This is a genomic window from Yoonia sp., from assembly GCF_017854565.1.
Classification (GTDB): domain Bacteria; phylum Pseudomonadota; class Alphaproteobacteria; order Rhodobacterales; family Rhodobacteraceae; genus Yoonia.
The window spans coordinates 122,602-139,000 of record NZ_JAFMHJ010000003.1; the positions used below are offsets into that span (position 1 = coordinate 122,602).

17 protein-coding genes and 2 pseudogenes are annotated in these 16,399 nt (G+C 60.3%); 8 read left to right on the top strand and 11 right to left on the bottom strand.

Annotated elements, in window-relative coordinates; genetic code table 11:
* Positions 1-6: 6 nt before the first annotated feature.
* Positions 7-1,602, bottom strand: a complete 1,596-nt coding sequence (gene ccoN / locus QZ196_RS02940) for a cytochrome-c oxidase, cbb3-type subunit I (RefSeq protein WP_296423725.1) — start codon at positions 1,600-1,602, stop codon at positions 7-9.
* A gap of 200 nt (positions 1,603-1,802) precedes the next feature.
* Here ccoN and QZ196_RS02945 point away from each other — a divergent pair, with 200 nt between their 5' ends.
* Positions 1,803-2,636 carry a universal stress protein gene (locus QZ196_RS02945; RefSeq protein ID WP_296423726.1) on the top strand — a complete coding sequence of 278 codons (834 nt, stop codon included), beginning with the start codon at positions 1,803-1,805 and terminating at the stop codon, positions 2,634-2,636.
* Positions 2,637-2,731: 95 nt separating this feature from the next.
* Here QZ196_RS02945 and QZ196_RS02950 read toward each other — a convergent pair whose 3' ends face one another.
* Both QZ196_RS02950 and QZ196_RS02955 read right to left on the bottom strand, forming a co-directional pair.
* Positions 2,732-5,104, bottom strand: a complete 2,373-nt coding sequence (locus QZ196_RS02950; protein WP_296423728.1) for a 1-deoxy-D-xylulose-5-phosphate synthase N-terminal domain-containing protein — start codon at positions 5,102-5,104, stop codon at positions 2,732-2,734.
* Positions 5,105-5,115: 11 nt separating this feature from the next.
* The gene (locus QZ196_RS02955) at positions 5,116-6,321 is read right to left on the bottom strand and encodes a methionine gamma-lyase (RefSeq protein ID WP_296423730.1); all 1,206 of its coding nucleotides are present in this window, start codon (positions 6,319-6,321) and stop codon (positions 5,116-5,118) included.
* Positions 6,322-6,436: 115 nt separating this feature from the next.
* Here QZ196_RS02955 and QZ196_RS02960 point away from each other — a divergent pair, with 115 nt between their 5' ends.
* Positions 6,437-6,895 (top strand): Lrp/AsnC family transcriptional regulator, encoded by a 459-nt coding sequence (locus QZ196_RS02960; protein WP_296423732.1) that lies wholly within the window; start codon positions 6,437-6,439, stop codon positions 6,893-6,895.
* A 19-nt stretch (positions 6,896-6,914) separates the two neighbouring features.
* Here the strand turns inward: QZ196_RS02960 and fnrL are convergent, their stop codons facing one another.
* Positions 6,915-7,634 carry a transcriptional regulator FnrL gene (fnrL, locus tag QZ196_RS02965; RefSeq protein ID WP_296423734.1) on the bottom strand — a complete coding sequence of 240 codons (720 nt, stop codon included), beginning with the start codon at positions 7,632-7,634 and terminating at the stop codon, positions 6,915-6,917.
* Positions 7,635-8,030: 396 nt separating this feature from the next.
* A complete protein-coding gene (locus QZ196_RS02970) occupies positions 8,031-8,495 on the bottom strand; it encodes a hypothetical protein (protein ID WP_296423736.1) in 465 nt (154 codons plus the stop codon).
* Positions 8,496-8,612: 117 nt separating this feature from the next.
* Between QZ196_RS02970 and QZ196_RS17555 the strand changes: the two genes are divergently transcribed.
* On the top strand, positions 8,613-8,843 hold the full coding sequence (locus tag QZ196_RS17555; protein ID WP_366510943.1) for a hypothetical protein: 231 nt from the start codon (positions 8,613-8,615) through the stop codon (positions 8,841-8,843).
* A gap of 432 nt (positions 8,844-9,275) precedes the next feature.
* Here the strand turns inward: QZ196_RS17555 and QZ196_RS02980 are convergent, their stop codons facing one another.
* The 6 genes and pseudogenes from QZ196_RS02980 to QZ196_RS03005 all read right to left on the bottom strand — a co-directional run bounded on the left by QZ196_RS02980 (position 9,276) and on the right by QZ196_RS03005 (position 12,503).
* Positions 9,276-9,545, bottom strand: a complete 270-nt coding sequence (locus tag QZ196_RS02980; RefSeq protein WP_296423742.1) for a hypothetical protein — start codon at positions 9,543-9,545, stop codon at positions 9,276-9,278.
* Positions 9,526-9,897: a hypothetical protein gene (locus QZ196_RS02985; RefSeq protein WP_296423744.1), complete on the bottom strand. Its 372-nt coding sequence runs from the start codon at positions 9,895-9,897 to the stop codon at positions 9,526-9,528. The genes QZ196_RS02980 and QZ196_RS02985 overlap by 20 nt, the downstream gene beginning before the upstream one ends.
* Before the next feature lie 109 nt (positions 9,898-10,006).
* Positions 10,007-10,099 (bottom strand): annotated as a pseudogene (locus QZ196_RS02990) (hypothetical protein); the annotation flags it as partial.
* A 51-nt stretch (positions 10,100-10,150) separates the two neighbouring features.
* Entirely contained in the window at positions 10,151-10,609 is a 459-nt protein-coding gene (locus QZ196_RS02995) for a poly-beta-hydroxybutyrate polymerase N-terminal domain-containing protein (RefSeq protein ID WP_296423748.1), read from the bottom strand.
* Between the two features lie 45 nt (positions 10,610-10,654).
* Positions 10,655-11,299 carry an SDR family oxidoreductase gene (locus QZ196_RS03000; protein WP_296423812.1) on the bottom strand — a complete coding sequence of 215 codons (645 nt, stop codon included), beginning with the start codon at positions 11,297-11,299 and terminating at the stop codon, positions 10,655-10,657.
* A 22-nt stretch (positions 11,300-11,321) separates the two neighbouring features.
* On the bottom strand, positions 11,322-12,503 hold the full coding sequence (locus tag QZ196_RS03005) for an acetyl-CoA C-acyltransferase (protein WP_296423751.1): 1,182 nt from the start codon (positions 12,501-12,503) through the stop codon (positions 11,322-11,324).
* 338 nt (positions 12,504-12,841) lie between these two features.
* On the opposite strand from QZ196_RS03005, the gene QZ196_RS03010 reads away from it, so the two are divergent.
* From QZ196_RS03010 to QZ196_RS03030, 5 genes and pseudogenes are all read left to right on the top strand, one after another.
* Positions 12,842-13,501 (top strand): hypothetical protein, encoded by a 660-nt coding sequence (locus tag QZ196_RS03010; protein ID WP_296423753.1) that lies wholly within the window; start codon positions 12,842-12,844, stop codon positions 13,499-13,501.
* Between the two features lie 18 nt (positions 13,502-13,519).
* Positions 13,520-14,205, top strand: a pseudogene (locus QZ196_RS03015) (SDR family oxidoreductase).
* Between the two features lie 12 nt (positions 14,206-14,217).
* Positions 14,218-15,243, top strand: coding sequence for a hypothetical protein (locus QZ196_RS03020; RefSeq protein ID WP_296423754.1), 1,026 nt, complete (start codon positions 14,218-14,220; stop codon positions 15,241-15,243).
* A complete protein-coding gene (locus QZ196_RS03025; protein ID WP_296423756.1) occupies positions 15,240-16,100 on the top strand; it encodes a DNA polymerase ligase N-terminal domain-containing protein in 861 nt (286 codons plus the stop codon). The genes QZ196_RS03020 and QZ196_RS03025 overlap by 4 nt, the downstream gene beginning before the upstream one ends.
* Positions 16,101-16,126: 26 nt before the next feature.
* Positions 16,127-16,396 carry a hypothetical protein gene (locus QZ196_RS03030; RefSeq protein ID WP_296423758.1) on the top strand — a complete coding sequence of 90 codons (270 nt, stop codon included), beginning with the start codon at positions 16,127-16,129 and terminating at the stop codon, positions 16,394-16,396.
* The last annotated feature ends 3 nt before the right edge of the window (positions 16,397-16,399 follow it).

The window sequence follows — 16,399 nt, forward strand, 5'->3', positions numbered from 1 at the left end:
TGATCCTTATTCTGCGGCGACGCCGACGGGGGCCGTTTGGCTTTCGCCAGCCCGGATTGTCATCCACATGTTCCAAACCATGATCACTGCGCCGCTCAGGTACATCACGCCTCCCAGGGCACGCACGACATACATCGGGAACTTGGCGCTGACGGTGTCGGCAAAGCTGTTGACGAGGAAGCCGTTGGCGTCAACTTCGCGCCACATCAGGCCTTCCATGATCCCGGTGACCCACATCGAGGCCGCGTAGAGGATGATGCCTATCGTGGCGAGCCAGAAGTGCCAGCTGATCGCGGACATGGAGTGCATCTGCGCCCGGCCCCAAAGCCGTGGTGTGAGAAAGTAAAGAGCCGAGAACGTGATCATGCCGTTCCAGCCCAGCGCGCCGGAGTGGACGTGACCGATGGTCCAGTCGGTGTAGTGGCTGAGGCTGTTGACCGCACGGATCGACATCATCGGGCCTTCGAATGTGGACATGCCGTAGAACGCGAGGCTGATCACCATCATCCGCAGGATCGGGTCGGTCCGCAGTTTGTCCCACGCCCCTTGCAGGGTCATCAGGCCGTTGATCATACCGCCCCAGCTGGGCATCCAAAGCACAATCGAGAACACCATGCCAAGCGTCGACGCCCAATCGGGCAGCGCGGTATAGTGCAGGTGGTGTGGACCCGCCCAGATATACAAGAAGATCAGTGCCCAGAAGTGAATGATCGACAGCTTATAGCTATAGATCGGGCGTCCGGCCTGTTTGGGAACGAAATAGTACATCATGCCCAGAAAGCCCGCCGTCAGGAAGAAGCCCACCGCGTTGTGGCCGTACCACCACTGGGTCATCGCATCCTGAACGCCGCTGAACACCTGCACGGATTTACTGCCCCAGATGCTGACCGGGATCGACAGGTTGTTGATGATATGCAGCATGGCCACGGTCACGATAAACGACAGCAGGAACCAGTTGGCGACGTAGATGTGTTTTTCCCGGCGCCGAAAGATCGTGCCAAGGAACACCACAAGGAACGCGACCCAGACGATAGTGAGCCAGATATCAATGTACCATTCAGGTTCGGCATATTCTTTGGATTGCGTGGCGCCCAGCAGATACCCGGTCGCGGCCAGCACGATAAACAGGTTGTAGCCCCAGAACACAAACCACGCCAGATTGCCGCCCCACAGCCGCGCGCCGGATGTCCGCTGCACGATATAGAACGACGACATGATCAAGGCGTTGCCGCCAAACGCAAAAATCACCGCACTTGTGTGCAGTGGCCGCAGACGCCCGAAATTGCCAAAGGGCTGCAGAAATTCGAAGTTCAGCGCCGGAAAGGCGAGCTGAAACGCGATAATCACCCCCACGAGGAAGCCGACAACGCCCCAGAACCCGGTGGCGATGACCCCCGCACGCACGACATCATCCATATAGCCATCGGCCTGCGCGCGGATCGGTTCATCTGTCTGGCGCAGCACGCGCAGAAACATGAAACCGGCAACCAGCAGGATGATGATCGCGTGGACGATATACGCAGCGTCGCGTCCCCAGTTGGCAGCCACGGCGGCAAAGAGCATGATCACCCCCAGCACCGCGAGCTTGATATAGTTCCCCATGAAGTATCCCCTTCTTGTGCCGGCCCAAAACAACGGGCCGGTGGCATCTTGTGATGCCGTTTTGATCACATTCACGCGATGGGTCCTTGATGTGGATCAAGACACCGTGCCGCAACTTTCGGCATCTTTCCCCCAAGGAGCGGTTTTGCGCGAACGACTGCACCCCAACGAGGTAAACCTATGAGGGGAAGGCCGGAGCGATGACGTACAAGATTATTGCCACCATTCTGACCGATATTGCTGCCGCAACCCAAGGGCTGGACGCGGCGATTGCGCTGGCCGGTCGGATGGATGCGCATCTGGATATCTATGTGGTGACAATCAGCCACACGGAAACGAATAATTACTACATCGGTGCAGAGGCGCTGATGATGGCCGAACAGACCCGCTCTGCCATGGCGCAGCGCGAAAAGCTGGACCGCTGGCTGACCGACCGGATGCAGGGCGAGGTGCTGAGCTGGGCGATGCAATCGGCCACGGTACAGGGTCCGGCCCTGACCGGGTATCTGGCACGCAAGCTGCGGTTTTCCGATCTGGTGGTGCTGCCACGCCCCTATCAGGACAACCCGGAGGCTGAATTGCTGGTCGAGGCCTGTCTGTTTGCCGCAGAACGCCCGGTGCTGATGATCCCCAAAGGCTGCACGGCACCCGACGCGGGGGGGCATGTGCTGATGGGGTGGAACGACGGCGCGGAGGCATTATCGGCCGTGCGTGCCGCCATGCCCCTGCTGCAAGAGGCGCAGACCGCCGACATCTGCATCATCGACCCGCCCGCGCATGGCGCCGAACGATCCGACCCCGGCGGTGCAATGGCACAATATCTGATGCGGCATGGCGCCAGACCGGACGTGGCCGTAATTGCCAAGACCGGGCCGCATGTGGGTGAAGTCCTGTTGGAGCGCGCGCGCGATTTGGGGGCGCAGTTGATCGTGTCGGGGGCCTATGGCCATTCGCGCCTGCGCGAGGCGGTCTTTGGCGGGGCGACCCGCAGCCTGCTGGAAATGGCGGACCGGCCGATCCTGATGTCGCGTTAGGGGCGATGTATCTTGTCGCTTTGGCCCCGTTTTTGGCCGTTGCATTCCCGGTTCGTCCCGCGTGGAAAAGGGGCGCGCGCGCCCCTTTTCATGATTTAGCTTGCCGCGAAATGGCTGATCTTCTGGCCACGGGTCAGTTCACTGACCGACTGGACCAGCGATTGCGCATCAATCCGGAAATGGCTGTACAGATCGGCAATCGTGCCGGTCTGGCCGAAATGTTCGACGCCGTGCGGCACGGTCTGGTGACCCTGCACCGCGCCAAGCCATGACAGCGTGGCCGGGTGGCCGTCGATCACTGTCACAATCACGCAATTGCGCGGCAGATCACCCAGCAGGGTTTCGACGTGCGACCGCGCGCCCGCCACGCCGCCGGACCGCATCCGCTGCGCCGCAGTCCAGCCCGCATTCAGCCGATCCGCCGATGTGACCGCCAGAACGCCGACACCACGGCGACCTTCGGCAATCAGGCCCGCCGCTTTGATCGCTTCGGGGGCGACGGCACCCTGATACGCAATCACGATTTCGCACGACGGGCCGGGCTTGCGCAGCCAATAGGCCCCATCAATCGCGCCTTGGCGAAAATCGTCATCGACACGCTTGCCGGGTTGTTCGATGGGATTGGTGGTCAGGCGCAGATAGACGGAACCGCCGGTTTCATCGCGCAGCCATGTGCGTTCGTCCGGGTCGCCTTCGCCATCTTTTTGCAAATAGGCAAAGGCCCATTGCATGATCACGGCCAATTCATCGGCAAAGGCGGGTTCAAACGCGGCCAGCCCGTCTTGCGACATGCCGATCAGCGGTGCGGCGATGGATTGATGGGCACCACCTTCGGGGGCCAGCGTGACGCCGGACGGGGTGCCCACGATCATAAAGCGCGCGTCCTGATAACAGGCATAGTTCAGCGCATCGAGACCGCGCGACACAAACGGATCGTAGACCGTGCCAATCGGGATCAGGCGTTTGCCAAACAGCGCATGCGACAGGCCGGCAGCGGCCAGCAGCAAGAACAGGTTCATTTCGGCGATGCCAAGTTCGATGTGCTGCCCGTCGGGGGTAAAGTCCCATTTCGCGGTCGAGGGGATGTTTTCGGCCTTGAACGTATCCGCGCGCGGCGTCCGCGCGAACAGTTTGCGCCGGTTGACCCATGGCCCAAGGTTCGTCGTGCCGGTTACATCCGGCGAGGTCGTCACGATGCGTTCGGCCAGCAGGCTGTCGCCTTTGGACAGATCATCGAGGATCTTGCCAAAGGCCATCTGCGTTGAAATTTCACGGTCCGTCGCGATGGATATCGCAGGCACCGCGATGTTGTCATCGTGATACCGGCGCGGGCCATTCGCAAAAAACGGCGTTTGCATCAGCTTTTCTTCGAAGGCGGCCGGGTCGGCGATGGTCGCGAACTTGTCCCATTCCTGGCCCGCAGGCACCCCCATGAATGTCTGCCATGCGGCCATCTGGGTCTTGTTCATCAGGCCGCCGTGGTTGTCCTTGTGACCGGCGATGGGTGTTCCCCACCCTTTGATCGTATAGGCCAGAAAGCACACCGGCCGGTCGTGGTCGATCGCCGCAAAGGTATCGGCCATGGTCTGCACGCAGTTTCCGCCAAGGTTTTCCATCAGCGCGGCAAGGTCATCGTCACTGCGCCGTGCGATCAGCGCGGTCACGTCACCCTGATCGCCCAAGGCATCCATCAGGCGCGACCGCCAGACCGCGCCGCCCATAAAGGTCAGCGCCGCGTAAAGCTGATTGGGGCAGTCATCAATCCACTGGCGCAGCTTGTCACCGCCGGGTTCATCGAACGCGGCCCGTTGCAAATGCCCGTATTTGACCCGCACCACATCCCAGCCAAAGGCGTCAAATATCTTTTCAACGCGCTGAAACAGCCCTTCGTGGACGACCCCGTCAAGCGATTGGCGGTTGTAGTCAATGATCCACCAGCAATTGCGCAGATCGTTTTTCCACCCCTCCTGGAGGGCCTCGTAGACGTTGCCTTCGTCCAGTTCGGCGTCACCGACCAGCGCAATCATACGGCCCAGTTTACGGTCGCCGCCCCACGTCTTGGCCTGAATATAGTCCTGCACCAGTGCCGCAAAGGATGTGATCGCCACCCCAAGCCCGACAGAGCCGGTCGAAAAATCGACGTCATCAATGTCCTTGGTGCGCGATGGATAGCTTTGCACGCCGCCAAAGCCGCGGAAGTTTTCCATTTTCTCGCGGGTTTGCTGGCCCATCAGGTACTGGATCGCGTGAAAGATCGGTGAGGCATGAGGTTTGACGGCAACCCGGTCTTCGGGCCGCAATGCCTGGAAATAAAGGGCCGTCATGATCGACACCATCGACGCCGATGACGCCTGATGCCCGCCCACCTTGATCCCGTCCGCCTTTGGCCGGATGTGGTTGGCGTTGTGGATCATCCAATGTGACAGCCACAGCAGACGCTGCTCGATTTTCTTGAGGTCGTTGGACATCGTGGATTACCTTATGCAGCGTTGCGAATGGGGGCGTTTGGCAGGGCCTGTTCCAGATCATAGAGCAGATCATCGACCCCTTCCAGGCCAATCGACAGGCGCACCAGACCTTCGCTGATCCCATGGGCCGCACGTTCTTCGGGGGTGTAGGTCGAATGGGTCATGCTGGCCGGATGCTGCACCAGCGTTTCGGAATCGCCCAGCGACACGGCGCGGGTGATCAGGTTCAGTTTGTTCATCATCATGCGCCCCGCGTCGATGCCGCCAGCCAGTTCAAACGCTATCATGCCGCCGGGAAGCGACATCTGGCGCTGTGCCAGATCGTATTGTTCAAAGCTGGTCAGACCGGGATACCAGACCTTTTGCACGCCGTGCGACTGTTCCAGAAAGGCGGCGATGGTCCGGGCGTTGGCGCAGTGGCGGTCCATGCGCAGTTCAAGGGTCTTGATGCCGCGCAGGATCAGCATGGCATTGAACGGCGCCATGACCGCCCCGGTCATGTCCTTCATGCCGTAAAGCCGAATTTGCGACACCAGTTCGTGCGACCCGACAAGCAACCCGGCCACGACATCACCGTGGCCACCCAGATATTTGGTCGCGGAATGCAGCGCGATATCGGCGCCCAATTTGACAGGCTGCGTGATATACGGTGTCGCATAGGTGTTATCGACAACGACATAGGCCCCCTGTGCATGGGCGATGGCCGCGATGGCCCTGATATCGACCAAACGCATGTTCGGGTTGGCCGGTGTTTCAAAGTAGACGACTTTGGTCTTGGCGCTGATTGCCGCGCTGAGGTTCGCAGGGTCGGTCAGATCGACGTGGGTGACGGTGACGCCGAATTTGCTCAGGCCGTGATGCATGAACGAAAAGGTGCAGCCGTAAAGCGTTTTGTCCAAGATCACCTCGTCGCCCGGCGCCAGAAGGGTCCACATCGTGGCAGTGATCGCGCCCATGCCAGATGACAATGCCAGCCCCGCCTCGGCCCCTTCGAGCACGGCGATGCGGCGTTCCAGCAAATCACAGGTCGGGTTCGATATCCGCGCATAAATGTGGCCCGGACGGTCACCGCTGAACATTTCGCCGCCCGCTTCGGCGGTTTCAAACGCGAAGGTGGATGTCAGGTGCAACGGCGGCGTCAGCGCGCCTTCGTTTTCCATCGGGTCATAGCCGTGGTGGATGGCCAGAGTGGCAAAGCTGTCGGGACGGTTGCGCATGACGGACTCCTTGAATGATGCAAGGCCCACGTTACCGCATTTGACCGCATGTATTATTGCCATGTTTGCCGTGAAATGTGTATATATTGGCATAATCTGCTATACGGGGCCGAAAATGGATCAAAAAGATCGCCAAATCATCCGCACGCTGCAACGCAATGGCCGGATCACAAATCAGGATCTTGCCGCCGAGGTGAACCTGTCGCCCTCGCCGTGCCTGCGGCGGGTAAAGCTGCTGGAACAAAGCGGGGCGATCAAAGGATATAGCGCGCAGATCGACGCCGAAAGCTATGGGTTGCCGGTGACAGTGTTTGTGCGGGTCAGTCTGGCAAACCACACCGAAGCCACGGTGCGCCAGTTCGAAGCAGACATTCGCAAGGTCGAGCAAGTGCTGGAGTGTTTTGTGATGACGGGCCCGTCGGATTACCTGCTGCGGGTCGTGGTCGCCGGTTTGTCAGACTACGAAAGCTTTGTGCGCAAGCGGCTGCATCCCATCGGCGGCATTGCGTCGCTGGACAGCAGTTTTGTCTACGGGGTGGTCAAGCAAACGCAGGTGTTTCCCGTGATTACCTGAAGCGTTCGCAGCACGTGGCCTAGGCGTCTTCGCCAGTTTCGGACAAAAGCGCGTCAAGATCAGGCACGGTAATATCGCGCCGGTCGGTAAATGCGATCAGCCCTTCGCGTTTGAGCGCGGACATCTGGCGGCTGACGGTTTCGATCGTCAACCCAAGGTAATTGGCCATGGTTTCGCGGGTGATGGGCAGCGTGAAGGACGCGGTGCCTTCACGCTGCAGTTCAAGGGTGGCCATCCGCGTGGCGATCATATGCAGCAGTGACGCGATCTTTTCGCGCGCGGTCTTGCGGCCCAGCACCAGCATCCATTCGCGCGCGGCGTCCAGTTCATCAAGCGTCATTTCCAACAGGCGGTGGCCGACATGGGGGGTTTCCTGGATCAGGTTTTCAAAGGGTTTGCGCCGGAAACAGCACAGCAGCACGTCGGTTTCGGCCATGACATCACAGTCAATCGTATCGCGGTTCGGGCGGCCCATAAAATCGGCAGGCAGCAACAGCCCGACCATCTGCACCCGCCCGTCCGGCATCGTGCGCGTCAGGCTGGCCACGCCAGACACGACAGACGCCACAAATTCCAGCGGGTCACCGGCAAAGAAAATCGGTTGCCCTGCGGAAAAGGACCGATAATATTTGATCTCTTCCAGATCGCGCAATTCATCCGGTTCGCATTTCGAACAGACCGCATTGTAACGAATTGGACAGTCCTGGCATGACTTCAGTTTAGGCACGGCAAGTGTCATATTGAAAATCCCCAATGCGATAGAACAGGGTGACTATCGCGCAGGTTGGCCCTCGAGGCCACCGGATTTTATGCGCGGATCAAATGACCGTAACGTGCCGGCCGGTCGGCCCTGCGCGCAAAGACCAATCGTTGATCAGGCAACGCGCCGTCGCGCCACGGGCGATGCGGCATCAACACGCTGATAACATGGAATAAAAGGCTTTGCAAAAAACCACAAAATGCGGCAATATCGGGGCGGGGAAATTGCAGCGGCAGGCAGCGCTCGTGCGAGCTTCCGGCTCGTTGATGTGCCCTATTTCCCCGCAGTCGATATTGTTGAAGGCGTTTTATCTCCGCAGCATCCGCAAAAGACCGGAACAAGGCGCTAGCCTCGCAAAATCGCAAGCGCCCGTGTCTACCCGGCCTGTGCCTCGGCTATAGCTAAACGCACTGCGGCCTCATTGGCATCGTTGCCCCACCCCATGGCTCCAACGTATCCGATACCTTCCGAAGTGCCGTCCAAAACAAAGGTGCCGGTCATCTTGGCACGCTGACGCCCAAGACTGTGGTCCCATTCCAACCCGTTGTCACAACTCATCACCATGTCGCCTGCTGACGTCGAAGACCCTTCACATTTTCCATAGGTCGGCCCTGTGAAGGAAAAGTTGGAATTCCCATTGGCATAGCCGCGCAGGTCGCCTGTCAGAAATTCCTCATTCCCATCAGCGGTCTGCACTAATAGCGCCGCCGGAAAGGTGATCTCGAACATGCCGGTCATCTGACCGCCATTGGCATCCGCAGCAATCATCACCGGGACCTCGCAGCCCGCAAGGCCAAACGCCATCGCCGCGCCCAAGGCGCATTTATTCAAGAAAAACATATCCCTATCCCAATCTTTTTATTATCAATGGAATACCGCTTGCCTGAATGGACGTGAAAGTCAAATCCTGAGGGTGCTTTTGCGGGTTCGGTTGCTGTTTTTACAGGCAGTCTAGGTATGACACGCCAGAAAGCGGCTGATCTCGCGGCCCAGATTGGGGTGGCAGTAAGACAAAATCTGGCGAATAAGTCGACGCATCTGATCGTCGGCGAACAATATCCCGATGTACTTGCCGACCACCTCAAAAGCAGCAAGCATCGCAAAGCTGAGAAAATGCAAGACGATGGGCATCTGATACGGATTATCAGTGAGACGGCGTTTCGGGGCCTTTTATCAAGCGGCGACTGACGGCTTCGGGCGTTGCCGGGACGTTTGCCATTTTCACCGGCCCGGCGTTATCGGAAATCAAAAACAGACATGATTTCGATGAGCCCCGAATACTCTCGTATCAAAGAAGGCTATTTGGACCCATAGGCGCTGACATCAGCCCTCCTTGGCCTGCTGATCGCAATCGGCACAGCACCCCGCCATCATTATCCCCGCCGCGTCGGCGTCGGCGAAGGCTTTGATCTTCTGGTCCAATTAAAACTGGTGCGATCAGGTCTGACCGCAGCTTTCTCAATGCGCCATGAAGACAGGGCGCATCCACTGGCCAGACACCCGCGCCCGGCACAGTTTCGCGCTTTGCGGGCATTTCCTCGGGCGGGCAAAGCGATCAGGCAGTGGGTCGTTGGCAGATATGAAATGTCTTTGGTCGGGGGCGATGATACTGAACAGGCGTCAAAGCTGAAAGACATCCGAACCCGGCGCATCATATACGGCCTTGTAGCGACCTGAACCCGTGCCAAGACCGGGCGGCGCGCTGTCGCCGCTGGACCGATCATCCAACCATCCGACAAGCGCGGGCCACCATGATCCATCCCGTTCGCCCACCGCAGCTTTCCATGCGTCAGGCGGTTGATAGGGCTCATCTTTGCCGGGGTCTTCGAAATCTGTCTGCGTGGCCAGCAAGGTCAGCGTCGCCAGCCGATCATCGCCGTCGCAGGCCATCTGCGCCGCTTTGGCCGCCCAGACAATACCCCAGCCCATGTATCCTGCGATTGGGTACAATCACCCGGACTGCGTCCATCGCCGCGTCTACCGCCTGCAGGTAATCGGCCATCCCCTTGTCACGATCCTGTGCCGAGGGGTTGCGCCATGACGCGACAAAGACCGTGTGTCCCTGTGCGACGAGGTAGCGCACCAAGCAGTTGCCGGGACTGAGATCAAGGATATAGTATTTCATGATCCACGCCGGGATGATCAGGATCGGCTCGGCCTTTACCGTCTGCGTTGTCGGCGCGTATTGGATCAGTGCCAACAGTCGGTTGCGGAACACCACCTTGCCAGGCGTCACTGCCACATCGCGCCCGGTAACGATAGTTTTCCGTCCCGACCGGCAGCTTGCCCGACACCGCGCGTTCCCAATCTTCAAGAAAATTCTGCCAGCCGTGCCGCAGGTTGGCACCGCCCCGGCGCAGCGTCTCTGCCCTGACTTCCGGGTTTGTCGCAATGAAGTTCGACGGTGACATCAGATCAAGCATCTGGCGGGTGACAAAAGACACGACCTGCTCTTCGCGCGCCGATACCCCGTCGATATCGCGGGCTGCATTGTATCACCATTGCTGGGTCAGCAGGAAACTCTGGTAGATCAGGTTGTTGGGCCAGTGCTGCCAGCTTGCGTCATCGAAGCGGCGATCATGGGCCAACGGCGCGATACAGGGCTGGCAGTCGGGGTTGCGCGCGGCGGTACCGGCATAGACGGCCAGCCGGGCCACCTTGCGGGCAACCTTTTCGATCAGTTGCATCTGCTTGCCCGGCGCGCCGATCAAGTGAACGCCCCAAGTAAAGAAAGTCGACGCCAGTCCGTAGGACGATACGCCCAATGTGAACCGGGCAAGATGTGCGTTCGCAGGCCGGTCCATGCTTTTCGTGCTGTAACGGTCCAGCGCCTCAAACGGGAATGTCTTGTTGAATTCGGGCGGTTCCGCGTCCAAACCGGCCCGGTCCCGCACATGTTCAATTTCGCCTGTATCCGACCCGTCGTCTTGCGCATTGGTTTTCGTCGTTGCCATGTTGTGGTCCCCGTCATTTGTGCAGATGTGCGTTTTCCACCGCGTTCAGCCCATGCGCATGCCGCCGTTCACCGCGAGCGTCGCGCCCGTGATGAACGCCGCCTCGTCCGACGCCAGAAACAGCACGCAGCGGGCAACCTCGCGGGGGTCGGCAAGCCGTGACAGAGGGACAAGATCGAGGATTTTCTGCATGACTTCATCAGGTACAGATGCCACCATGGCGGTGTCGGCATATCCCGGCACGATGGCATTGACGGTGATCCCCTTTGCAGGGCTTTCCGGGGCCAAGGCGCGCGTAAAGCCCTCTACGCCAGCCTTGGCGGCGCAGTAGTTGGTCTGCCCCGCCTGCCCGCGTGCCGCGTTCACCGAAGAGATATTGATGATGCGCCCAAAGCCACGGTCGCGCATCCTGTCGCGGTTCACACCAGCGTTGTTCACCAGAACGTCGACAGGGCCAATTTCAGCTTCAACGCGCGCAACACCGTCGACGCAGGCATCAAAGTCACCGACATCCCATTCAAAGGCCGGAATGCCCGTCTCTTTCGTAAAGTCCCGGGCGGTTTGGTCTGCGCCCAGATGCGCAGCGGCGACGATGTATTCCGCATCGGCCAGCGCCCTTGCCGGGGCGGCGCCAAGTCCCTGAACCCCTGCGCGGTTCGGTTCGAACTGTTCATGTTCGCCTCCTGTGATGTTGCTTTTCTTTCGAAAACCCTTAGTCGTCGCGCGCGATCAGCAGGGCGATTCCCTGCCCGCCGCCGATGCACAGCGTCACAAGGCCGCGCGCGATCCCGTCGCGTTTCATCGCATGCAGCAATCGGGTTGTCAGGATGGCTCCGGTGGCCCCGATCGGGTGGCCGTGGGCAATCGCACCGCCTTCGACGTTTGTGATATCTTCGGATAGCTCCAATTCGTTGGTCAGCGCGATTGCGATGGCGGCAAAGGCTTCGTTGATCTCGGCCCGACCGATATCGCGCACACTCCACCCTGCGCGCCCCAGCGCCTGATGGACCGCCGGGACCGGCCCCAGCCCAAACATCCCCGGCGCGACCGCCCCGACGCCTGTCGCTACCAGCCGCGCGGCCACCTCCAGCCCGTGCCGATCAGCGAAATCCCGTGACGCGACGATCATCGCAGATGCCGCACTGTTGAGCCCCGGCGCATTGCCCGCAGTGATCGTGCCATCCTCGCGAAAGGCCGGGGGCAGCTTTGCGAGACTTTCGATGGTGACGCCGGGACGGTTGGCTTCGTCCTTTGCAAACTGCGTCTCGCCATTGCGCCCCTTGACCGTCACCGGCACGATCTCGTCCGCAAACCGGCCCTCTGCCTGCGCTTGGGCGAACCGCTGCTGTGATCTTGCGGCCCAGGCATCCTGCGCATCCCGCGACACCTGCAACTTTTCGGCCAGATCCTCGGTGTGCCAGCCAGAATGCTGGCCAGAAAAGGCATCGTTCAAACCGTCGCGCAGCAGGGCATCGTCCACCTTGCCCGGGCCCATCCGATACCCCCATCGCGCGCGGTCAAGCAAATATGGGCTCTGGTCCATGTTTTCCATCCCACCGGCGATCACGCAATCGGCCTCGCCCAGACGGACCAGGCGCGCCGCCGCCGCAATCGCTTCGGCCCCCGAGCCACAAACCCTGTTGACCGTCATGGCCGGGACGGCTTGCGACAGCCCGCCGTTCAGCGCGGCTTGCCGGGCCGTGTTCATGCCTGCACCCGCTTGAAGAACATGACCGAAGATCACCGCATCGACCGCCGAGGCCGGCAGCCCGCTTTGGGCCAATACGGCGCTGACGACCGTCGCGCCAAGGGCCGTCGCCGGTGTTGATTTCAAAGTGCCTCCGAACTTTCCGATGGGCGTGCGGAGCGCATGGCAAAGAACTGTTTCAGACATCCAGATATCTCTTTCGCATCATTGGTTTCAAAGACCGAAAGTCGCGCGGCGGACCCGTTCGGGCATTAACGCACGTTAAGGAACACGGCGTTCACATGTGACTGAATGAGACCATGTGCGTAAACTGCGGGTAGGTGCCGAATGTCTGTCGTTGAAATTGATCTTGTGCAAAGACCGACCCGCAGGGACGCGCTGGGGTTTTGCAAAAACCGTGGCATCCACCTTGCGACGTTGCCCATGGCATCAGACCCACGATGCTGCGGGCGGCCCCCATGCTTTGACCATGCAGTCCCTTTATCATCTGGCAGTCGTGAAACACAGCGATCAGAGGTCCGGCAATGACCACATGTACCTTTGTCATGCGTGCGGCTTCGGTTGCCACGCCATCCACAGACGCACGCTATGAATATCGCGTCTGGCCGCGCAGGGCACCACCGATTGTTCCGGCGCTGCAACGCGGATGGCTGCCGACCGCAGCGGAGAGGCGGGCGGATATCTATCTGCTTTGTCCCAACAGCTCCAACGTCACGGTCAAGCTGCGTGACGGTTGCAAGCTGGAAATCAAACAGCGGGGGCACGATTACGGAGACCTTGCGCATTGGCGGGTCGCCCTGTCCGAGAATTTCCCGTTGTCGCCATCGGCTCTCGGACAGTTGGCCTCGGCGCTTTTGATGCCGCAAAGTCTGCCGCAGACGGCCTGTTTGTCGCCTGCACATCTTTTGGCTGCGCTGTCGCGACCCAGCGCCGGGCCCGAAATACTGATTGTGCGCAAGTCGCGTTTGTCGTTTCGGCGCCAAGGTTGCCGGGCCGAGATCACCCGCGTCGTCTGGGAAAATCATGTGTGCCTGACAATCGCACTGGAAGACGCCGACCCCGACCAAGCCAGACGCGCGGTCAACGCGCTGGGGCTTGGGCGCTGGCCGAACCGATCCTACGGCGATGCGTTGCGCACCCGGCCATTGCTGATCATGGCACCGATCCAGCCACACGACATTTAAGACGCAAAGGACGATAACATGACCCGACTGAAAGACCGGACCTGCATCGTGACCGTTGGCGCAAATGGCATTGGCAAGGCCACCTGCATCCGGCTGGCCGAGGAAAGCGCAAAAGTCGCGGTGACCGATCTTGACGACGATGCGGGGGCCGCCGCGCGCGATGCCATTGTGCGCAACCATGGCACGGCTGAATACTGGCATCCGGATGTGACCAACGAGGAGGAGGTCACCCGCGTCTTCAGCGCTGTCGCCGGGACGTTCGGACAAATTGATGTTCTTGTGAATAATGCGGGTATTTCCGGCGCGGACAAACCCACCCACGAGGTCAGTTCCGAGGAATGGCGTCAAGTCATGGATGTGATCGTGAATGGCGTGTTCTATTGCACCAAGGCTGCGATACCGCACATGCGCAAGGCGCGGTCCGCGCGATGAGCAAGACCGATGCGGTGCTGTATGCCAAGGAAGGTATTCGCGTGAACTCGGTGCATCCGGGCTTTGTCTGGACACCGCTTGTCGCAGCGATGCCCGAAGCGTCCGAGGCGGGAACCGATGCGTTCCGCGCGCAACTGGACGCATTGCACCCCGTGGGCCGCGTAGGTGAACCAGAAGATATCGCCGCAGGTATTGCCTATCTTGCATCAGACGACGCCAAATTCGTGATCGGCTCGGAACTGGTGATCGACGGCGGATACACGGCCCAATAGGGGGTTTCGCAGATGACCGATCTTGACGATCCGTGGCAGGTAAGGCCCGATTGCTTTCCCGCCAACCGCAACATCGCGGCACAATTACGTTTTTTGTTGAATTACGCAGTTCTGGCGCCATCCGGGCACAACACGCAGCCTTGGCTTTTTCGTTTGGACGCAGACCATGTGGATGTTCTGGCCGATAGAACGCGGGCGCTGAAAGTCGTCGATCCGCAAGACCGCGAATTGACGATGAGTTGTGCGGCCGCCGCCGAAACCCTTGCGCTTGCGGCCCGGCAATTTGGTTTTTCGCCCGAGGTCACGGCACTGCCGGAAGGGCCTGCCGCAGATACGATAGCCCGCGTGCGTCTGAAAAAGACGCAGGGTCACGCCACCTCTTGGGCCGTACTGGATGCCATCGCAAATCGCCGCACGACGCGGGTGTCTTATGCGCCAGACCCCTTGCCTTCGGATCTGCGCAAGGCCTGCGTGGCGCATGGGTCCGACAATTCCGCCTCGGTGCTTTTTGCCGCCGACAGCCCCGCGCGTGAAGCGATTTCCGATCTTGTGGCCCAAGGCGACAGGCAACAGTTCAGCGACCCGGCTTTCCGGCGCGAACTGGCCAATTGGATACGTTCACGTGCGTCCGGCGGGCATGATGGCATGTCCGGCGCGGCTTTTGGGATGCCTGACATGCTTAGTGGGCTTGGCGGTCTCGTGATCCGAACTTTCGACATCGGGGGATCAACCGCGAGCGGTGATGCGCGCAAGATCCGCGAGGGTTCTCCGGTGCTTGCGGCTATCGCCACACCGCAAGACGGCCCGCCCGATTGGGTCGCGGCGGGGCGCACGCTGGCGCGGATGCTGATCACCCTGTCTGCGGATGGATGGACGGCGTCGTACCTCAACCAGCCCATCGAAGTTGACGCATTGCGCCCGCAACTGCGCGACGTCATGGGGATTTCCGGTTATCCGCAGCTTTTGCTGCGCATCGGACGGGCCACGTTACCATCGGCGTCCGCGCGGCGGCCAGTTCAGGACGTCTGCGTGACGTGAGCGGCCCCGACCGCCTGAAAGACTACCGCACAAAGCGCGATTTCGCCCGAACCCCGGAACCGGAGGGAGACATGAGCAGGAGCGAGAAAGGCCCGCGTTTCGTGATCCAGAAACACGACGCCTCGACACTGCACTACGATTTTCGCATCGAGGTGGACGGCGTCCTGAAATCCTGGGCAGTGCCCAAGGGACCGTCTCTGGACCCCCGCGAAAAACGCCTTGCCGTGCCGACGGAAGATCATCCTCTGGATTATGCCGATTTCGAAGGCGTGATCCCCGAAGACGAATATGGCGGCGGCACCATCCTTGTCTGGGATAGTGGCTCCTATGAGAACATCACCGAAAAAGACGGCGGCGTGCAGCCGATTTCAGAGGCGCTTGGCACGGGACATGCGTTGATCCGTTTGAAGGGGCACAAGCTAACGGGCGGCTATGCGCTCCGGCGGGTCGCCACGGGCGATAACGCGCGCTGGCTTTTGATCAAGATGGATGATGCCGCCGCCGACGCCCGCCAAAGCCCGGTGTCGGTATGTTACTATCTCTTTGATCTTGTGCATTTCGAGGGCCGGGACTTGTCCGCCTTGCCGCTGCGCGATCGCAAGACGGTGCTAATGCACGCCTTCGATTTCAGTGACCCGCTGCGGTTCACGCCGCACCGCGACCGCGACGGCGAGGCGTTTCTGAAAGAGGCCTGCGAAAAGGGTTGGGAGGGCCTGATCGCAAAGCGGGCTGCGGCGCAATATCGCCATGCCCGCTCGACCGACTGGCTGAAGTTCAAATGCACGCAGGGTCAGGAGCTTGTGATCGCGGGTTCACGCAGCCGAAAGGCCGCCGGGTCGGCTTTGGTGCGCTGCTGATCGGCTATTACGACGATGACGGCGCGTTGCACTATGCCGGAAAGGTCGGCTCCGGGTTTCACGATGGCTTTCTGCGCAGTTTTCGCGAAACGCTGGACGGGCTTGCGCAAAAGACATCGCCATTCGTGGAAGACGTCGACGCGAAAGATGCCACTTTTGTCAGATCGGAGCTTGTCGGGAAAGTCGGTTTCACCGAATGGACGACCGGCGGAAAATTGCGGCACCCGCGATTTCTGGGGCTGCGCGACGACAAACCGGCAACCGAGGTCAAGCGCGAAGCGGGGGCGGTAAGATGACCG